Origin of the sequence: Intrasporangium sp., assembly GCF_035280925.1 — a bacterium.
In the GTDB taxonomy this organism is placed as follows: Bacteria; Actinomycetota; Actinomycetes; order Actinomycetales; family Dermatophilaceae; genus Intrasporangium.
Genome location: NZ_DATEEY010000112.1, coordinates 1 through 5,393, shown reverse-complemented (window position 1 = coordinate 5,393; position 5,393 = coordinate 1). Strand labels below are relative to the sequence as shown.

Annotated in this window: 6 protein-coding genes; 2 read left to right on the top strand and 4 right to left on the bottom strand. The window is 68.6% G+C overall.

Annotated elements, in window-relative coordinates; all coding sequences use genetic code 11:
• The 4 genes from VJN29_RS10865 to VJN29_RS10850 all read right to left on the bottom strand — a co-directional run.
• Positions 1–242, bottom strand: a 242-nt coding sequence (locus VJN29_RS10865) for an ATP-binding cassette domain-containing protein (protein ID WP_324143648.1), incomplete at its 3' end; no start/stop codon positions are given.
• Positions 239–1,279 carry a branched-chain amino acid ABC transporter permease gene (locus VJN29_RS10860; protein WP_324143647.1) on the bottom strand — a complete coding sequence of 347 codons (1,041 nt, stop codon included), beginning with the start codon at positions 1,277–1,279 and terminating at the stop codon, positions 239–241. The genes VJN29_RS10860 and VJN29_RS10865, both read right to left, overlap by 4 nt.
• Positions 1,276–2,319 (bottom strand): branched-chain amino acid ABC transporter permease, encoded by a 1,044-nt coding sequence (locus VJN29_RS10855; RefSeq protein ID WP_324143646.1) that lies wholly within the window; start codon positions 2,317–2,319, stop codon positions 1,276–1,278. Before VJN29_RS10855 ends, VJN29_RS10860 begins: the two co-directional genes overlap by 4 nt.
• A gap of 8 nt (positions 2,320–2,327) precedes the next feature.
• Positions 2,328–3,569: an ABC transporter substrate-binding protein gene (locus VJN29_RS10850; RefSeq protein ID WP_324143645.1), complete on the bottom strand. Its 1,242-nt coding sequence runs from the start codon at positions 3,567–3,569 to the stop codon at positions 2,328–2,330.
• Between the two features lie 274 nt (positions 3,570–3,843).
• On the opposite strand from VJN29_RS10850, the gene VJN29_RS10845 reads away from it, so the two are divergent.
• Both VJN29_RS10845 and VJN29_RS10840 read left to right on the top strand, forming a co-directional pair.
• On the top strand, positions 3,844–4,647 hold the full coding sequence (locus tag VJN29_RS10845; RefSeq protein WP_324143644.1) for an IclR family transcriptional regulator: 804 nt from the start codon (positions 3,844–3,846) through the stop codon (positions 4,645–4,647).
• Positions 4,644–5,393: CoA ester lyase (locus tag VJN29_RS10840; protein WP_324143643.1), on the top strand; the 750-nt coding region annotated here is incomplete at its 3' end. The genes VJN29_RS10845 and VJN29_RS10840, both read left to right, overlap by 4 nt.

The window sequence follows — 5,393 nt, the reverse complement described above, 5'->3', positions numbered from 1 at the left end:
ACCATTCCCGCTCGGGCAATGGCGTGCGGCGGCTTTCCGGTGATGTCCGCGCCCTCGAGGAACGTCCGGCCGGAGTCGGCCGAGATCGCCCCCGCGATGAGGTTGAACACCGTGGTCTTGCCAGCGCCGTTGGGCCCGATGATGCCGAGGATGCTCCCCTCCTCGACCTCGAAGCTCACGTCGTCGACCGCCGTCACGCCGCTGAACCGCTTGGTGAGGCCCTCGACCCGAAGGATGCTCATGAGCGGAACCACCTGTCCCGGATGGCGCTGTAGAGACCCTGCGGCAGGACCAGGATGATGACGATGAGGAGCAGGCCGTAGATCATGACGTCGAGTCCCGCCCGACCTGCGAGGAAGGCCAGGAACTCCGGAGGGTTGCGCAGGATGGTCGCGGTGAAGTCGGTCAGGGGCCCGAGGATGACGGCTCCGATGACCGGTCCCCAGATCGTTCCGACACCCCCGATGACGGCAGGGAGGATCGCCTGGATCGACACCGCTGATCCGAAGGCGAGGTCAGGGTCGATGAACAGGTAGTACTGGACGTAGAAGCCCCCGGCCACTGCAGTGATCGCGGCAGACAGGGCCATCGTCGTGAGCCGGTAGCGGATCACGTGGATGCCGAGGGAGGCGGCGGCATCCTGGTCGTCGCGCACGGCCAAGGCGAACTGGCCCGTCCGGGAGCGGAGGAACAGGACGCTGACGACGAGCGCGACCGTGAGGAACCCCAGCCCGATCCAGAAGTAGTTCGGTGAGTCCGGGGCGAACTGCATCCACCACCACGACTCCTCGACCTGGAGCGGGACGTGGTAGCCCTCGGCCCGGTTGACGAAGTCGCTGTTGGTGGCGAGCAGACGGAACATCTCCGCGAAGGCGAACGTCGCCAGCGCGAAGTACGCCCCCTTGAGTCGATAGCGCAGGGCGAGGAACCCGGACACCACGGCGAAGACCGCGGCGACGATCACGCCCACGCCCAGCCCGATCCACGGGGAGACCTCCCGTTCGACCAGCAACCAGGCCGTCGCGTAGGCGCCGAGCCCGAAGTAGGCGGCGTGGCCGAAGGAGAACAGGCCCCCGAACCCGCTCATGATGTTCCAGCCCACCGACATCAGGGCCAGGATCAGGACCCGGATGGCGATCGCCTGCTGCGAAGGCGGCAGGACCAGCGGCACCGGGATCATCAGGACGGTGAGGACCGCGATGGCCATCAGGTGCCGGTTCCACGGCTTGCGCGGGAGCGGCTTCGACTCGACCCGGTCGGTCGTCGCGGTCTGCGTCATGACGACCTCCCGAGAAGTCCCTGCGGCCGGAGGAACAGCACGAGGACGAAGACGATGAAGACGGACAGCAGGGGGCTCTGACCCGGCAGGAAGATGGTGCCCAGCTGCTCGGTGAGCCCGATGATGAGTCCTCCGATGAGGGCGCCGACGACATTGCCCATACCGCCGATCACGACGACGACGAAGGCGATGATGTTGAACAGGGCTCCGGTGCTCGGCTCGATCGTGACGAGGGGCGCCACGAGCGTCCCGGCGGCGCCTGCGCAGGCCGTGCCGATGGCGAAGGTCAGGGCATGGATGCGTCGCGTGTCGATGCCGACGAGCTGGGCGCCCTTGGCGTTGGCAGCCACTGCTCGGATCGCCGTGCCGAGCCGGGTTCGCTGCAGGACCAGGAACAGCAGCCCGGCCAGCAGGAGAGCGCCGACGAACGCGATGATCCTCGAGAGATCCGCTACGGCGCCCAGGATCCCGATCGCGCGATCCCCGGGCAGCGAGACGGACTTGGGGTTGGCACCGAAGATGAGCAGCAGGGCGTTCTCCAGCACGAGTGCGATGCCCAAGGTGATCAGCAGCTGGTTCTCCAGGGGTTTGCCCATCGCGCCGGACAGGATGCCTCGCTGGACGGCATACCCGAGGGCGAACATCACCGGTGCGGTGACGAGCATCGTGACGTAGGGGTGCAGGCCGGAGTTGCTGACGAGCCACCAGGTCACGAAGAGGGCGACGGCAAGAAACGCGCCGTGGGCGAAGTTGACGATGTCGAGGACACCGAAGATCAGGGTCAGCCCCATGGCGACCAAGCCGTACACGCCACCGATGAGCAGGCCGGTCACGATCGCCTGCGTGGCGATGACCGGGCTGTCGGCTCGGACATAGGCCAGCACGACGGCCGCCGCGATGACGACCGCGAGGACGACCCTGCTGCGAGTGATCGTGACTGCTGCTCGCCGCCCGTGGCCGGCACTCGCGGTCGAGGCGGCGGAGGTGTCCTCCTCAAGGTCCGTCCTTGAGGAGGACGCTCCGGGCTGGGGCTCCGACATGGGAGTCGTCAGCCGGCGGTCGCCGGGTACGTCGGCTCGGCCTGGGCGAGCTCCTTGGGCCACACCTGGTTGACCACGCCGTCCTGCACCTGCATGAGGATGGGGATGGCGCCCTTGTTCTCGCCCTTCTCGTCGAAGGCGATCGGGCCGCTCTGCGCCATGAGGGACTCGAGGCTCGTCTGGGCGACCGCGTCACGGATCTGGGCGGGCTCGGTGCTCTTGGCCCGCTCGATGGCGTCCGCCAGCACTCGGACCGAGTCGTACGACAGGACGGCGCCGGTGCGGACGTCGTCGTTGTACCGCTCCTTGTAGAGCTCCGCGAACGCCTTCGTCGTGTCCTTCGTGAAGTCCGGGTGGTAGTTCGCGTCGAAGTAGCCCTCAGCGGCAGCGCCCGCCTCCTTCGGGAACTGGGGAAGGTCGAAGGCGCCGTTGGCGACGCCGTAGACGGCGTTGATCGGAGGCTTGACCGCGTTCACCGCCTTGGCGACCAGCACACCGTCCCGGTAGTAGCCGGCGACCGCGAGAACGTCCGCGCCCGACGCCTTGACCTGGGTCACGGCCGTCGTGAGGTCCGCGACACTCGCCGCGTCGTAGCTGATCGCAGGGCTGACCTCGAAGCCGAGCTCTGTCGCGCGACGGGTGAACGCGTCTCGCACACCGGAACCGAACGGGCCCTGCTCATGGAGGAAGGCGACCTTCTTGACGGGCTTGCCGGCCGCCGTCGACATGTCGAAGAGGTACTGCGCACCCTCCTCGCCGATGACGGTCGCGCTGGGCTGCACCCGGAAGGTGAACTTGAAACCCTGGTTGAGGATCGAGTCGGCCACCGAGATGTCGATGATGAACGGCACCTTGTTCCGCTCTGCCACCGTGGCAACGTTCGCGCTGACGGCGCTCTGGTAGGTCCCGACGATGCCGACCGCTCCCTCCTGGATCAGTCGCTGGGCCTCGCTCTGGCCCACCTCGGGCTTGCCCTGCGAGTCCGCGGAGACGAGCTCGAGCTTCGCGCCGCCGAGCGACTTGATGCCGCCGGCGGAATTGATCGCCTCGACGGCAAGCTTGGCCCCGTTGTCCATCTGCTGCCCGTCGGCAGCCGAAGCGCCACTCAGGGGGTGCAACGACGCGATCTTGATGGCTTCTACGGCAGCGCCCCCGGTCGAGCCGGGATCCCCGTCCGTGCCCGCGCCGCCGCAGGCGCTGAGCGCGAGGGGGATCACCATCGACACCCCGATGAACCAGGCCTTCTTCATGGGTCACTCCTGAGTCCGAGGACGTTCCGTTAGTCGGAACAGTCGCCTTGTCTGGAAAGAGTGACAGCCCGCCGAAGCCACGGTCAAGGGTTCGTTACAGATTCGCGACAGCGCCCATTGATCAGCCCTCTTCGTCGCCGCACATGCCCTTGCGAGCGCCAGAACCGCCCTGACATACTCTGTTCCACTCACAGGAACGCAGAGCTGCCTGCAAGCCGAGAACTGACCGGATGGTCCGCCACCGGCGCCGTGTCCGACGGAGGAGCCCCACATCGTGGCGACGGAGCGCAAGGGAACCGAGACGGCGACGAGGGTCGCGGACGTCCTCATGCTCTTCACGGATGGCCCCGACTCGCTTGGCGTCACGGCGATTGCGCGTGCACTGGGCCTGTCGAAGACGGTGGTCCACCGGACCCTGTCCAGCTTGGTGGACCGTGGGTTCCTCGTGAGCGAGCCCCGAACGCGGGAGTACGCACTCGGCCCCTCGCTTGCCTCACTGGGCGCGCGGGCCCTGCGCGAGTCGAGCCTTCGGTCCGCCGCGCTACCGGTCATGCGAGCGCTCCAGGCGGCCACCGGGGAGACGGTGACCATCTCGGCGCGAGTGCCCGGTGGACGCGTCTACCTGGACCAGATCGAGAGCACGCGGGCGATCAAGATGACCGTCGAGCTCGGCCGGCGCTTCCCCCTCCACGCCGGCTCCTCGAGCAGGTCCATCCTCGCGTTCCTGCCGGCCACCGAACGCCGTGAGTTCCTCGCCCACCACGAGCTGGATGCCCTCACCACGAGGACCATCACGGATCGGAGTGACCTGGCCGCCCGGCTCGAAGACGTCCGGGCCACCGGGGCTGCACAGTCGGACGGAGAACGGCAGCACGGTGCCGGCAGCGTCGCGTCGCCGATCTTCGGGTTCGACGGCCAGGTCGTCGGTGCCATCTCCGTGTGCGGACCGGCGGACCGGATGTCCGCCGACGTCCGATGCTCCACCGTCCCACTCGTGCGAGAGGCGGCCGACCAGATCTCGCGGGCCCTCGGGTGGCGAGGGGGCCTTCCCGTCGACGAGACCAGGGATGCGCAGTGAACGACCTCGTCCGAACGTGGCTCTACGTTCCGGCCCATCACCCGGACCGCGCGCAGAAGGCGCTCGTCTCAGGGGCGGATGCGGTCGTCCTCGACCTCGAGGACTCGGTCCCGGCCGAGCGCAAGGACGAGGCACGGGAGGCGGCGCTCGCGCTTCTGCGCGAGCTGCCCATCGAGCGACCACGGGTATGGGTGCGCATGAACCCGCTGGGCTCGCCCTGGGGCGGCGCAGACCTGGCTGCACTCGCAGGCGTGGACGTCGACGGTGTCCGACTGCCGCGCGCTCAGGACCAGGATGAGGTCAGGCAGGTGGCCGACGCGGTCGGCTGCCCGGTCCAGCTGCTCCTCGAGACGGCGCGCGGCCTCATGGCGGCGCGGGACCTCGCGGTCGCCCATCCCTCGGTGGTGGGGATCTCGCTCGGCGAGGCCGACCTGGCCGCGGACCTACGGGTGGCTCCGACTGGTCTGGACTGGGCCAGGGGGTGGGTGGTCGCGGTCGCGCGTGCGGCCGGCCTCCCGTCGCCCGTCCAGAGCGTCTACACCCACGTCAGCGACCTGGCCGGCCTCAGGACCACCACTGCCGACGGCCGGAGCCACGGGTTCTTCGGTCGTTCCGTCGTCCACCCCAAGCAGATCGAGCCCGTCCACGAGGTGTACCGGCCGACCGAGGACGAGCTGAGCCGTGCGCAGGAAGTCGTCAACGCCTACGACCGAGCACGGGACCGTGGCGAGGCAGCAGCCTTGGCC

Coding starts and splice junctions, on each gene's coding strand:
- VJN29_RS10850 (WP_324143645.1), bottom strand. CDS start 3,569: ATGAAGAAGGCCTGGTTCATCGGGGTGTCGATGGTGATCCCCCTCGCG.
- VJN29_RS10855 (WP_324143646.1), bottom strand. CDS start 2,319: ATGTCGGAGCCCCAGCCCGGAGCGTCCTCCTCAAGGACGGACCTTGAG.
- VJN29_RS10860 (WP_324143647.1), bottom strand. CDS start 1,279: ATGACGCAGACCGCGACGACCGACCGGGTCGAGTCGAAGCCGCTCCCG.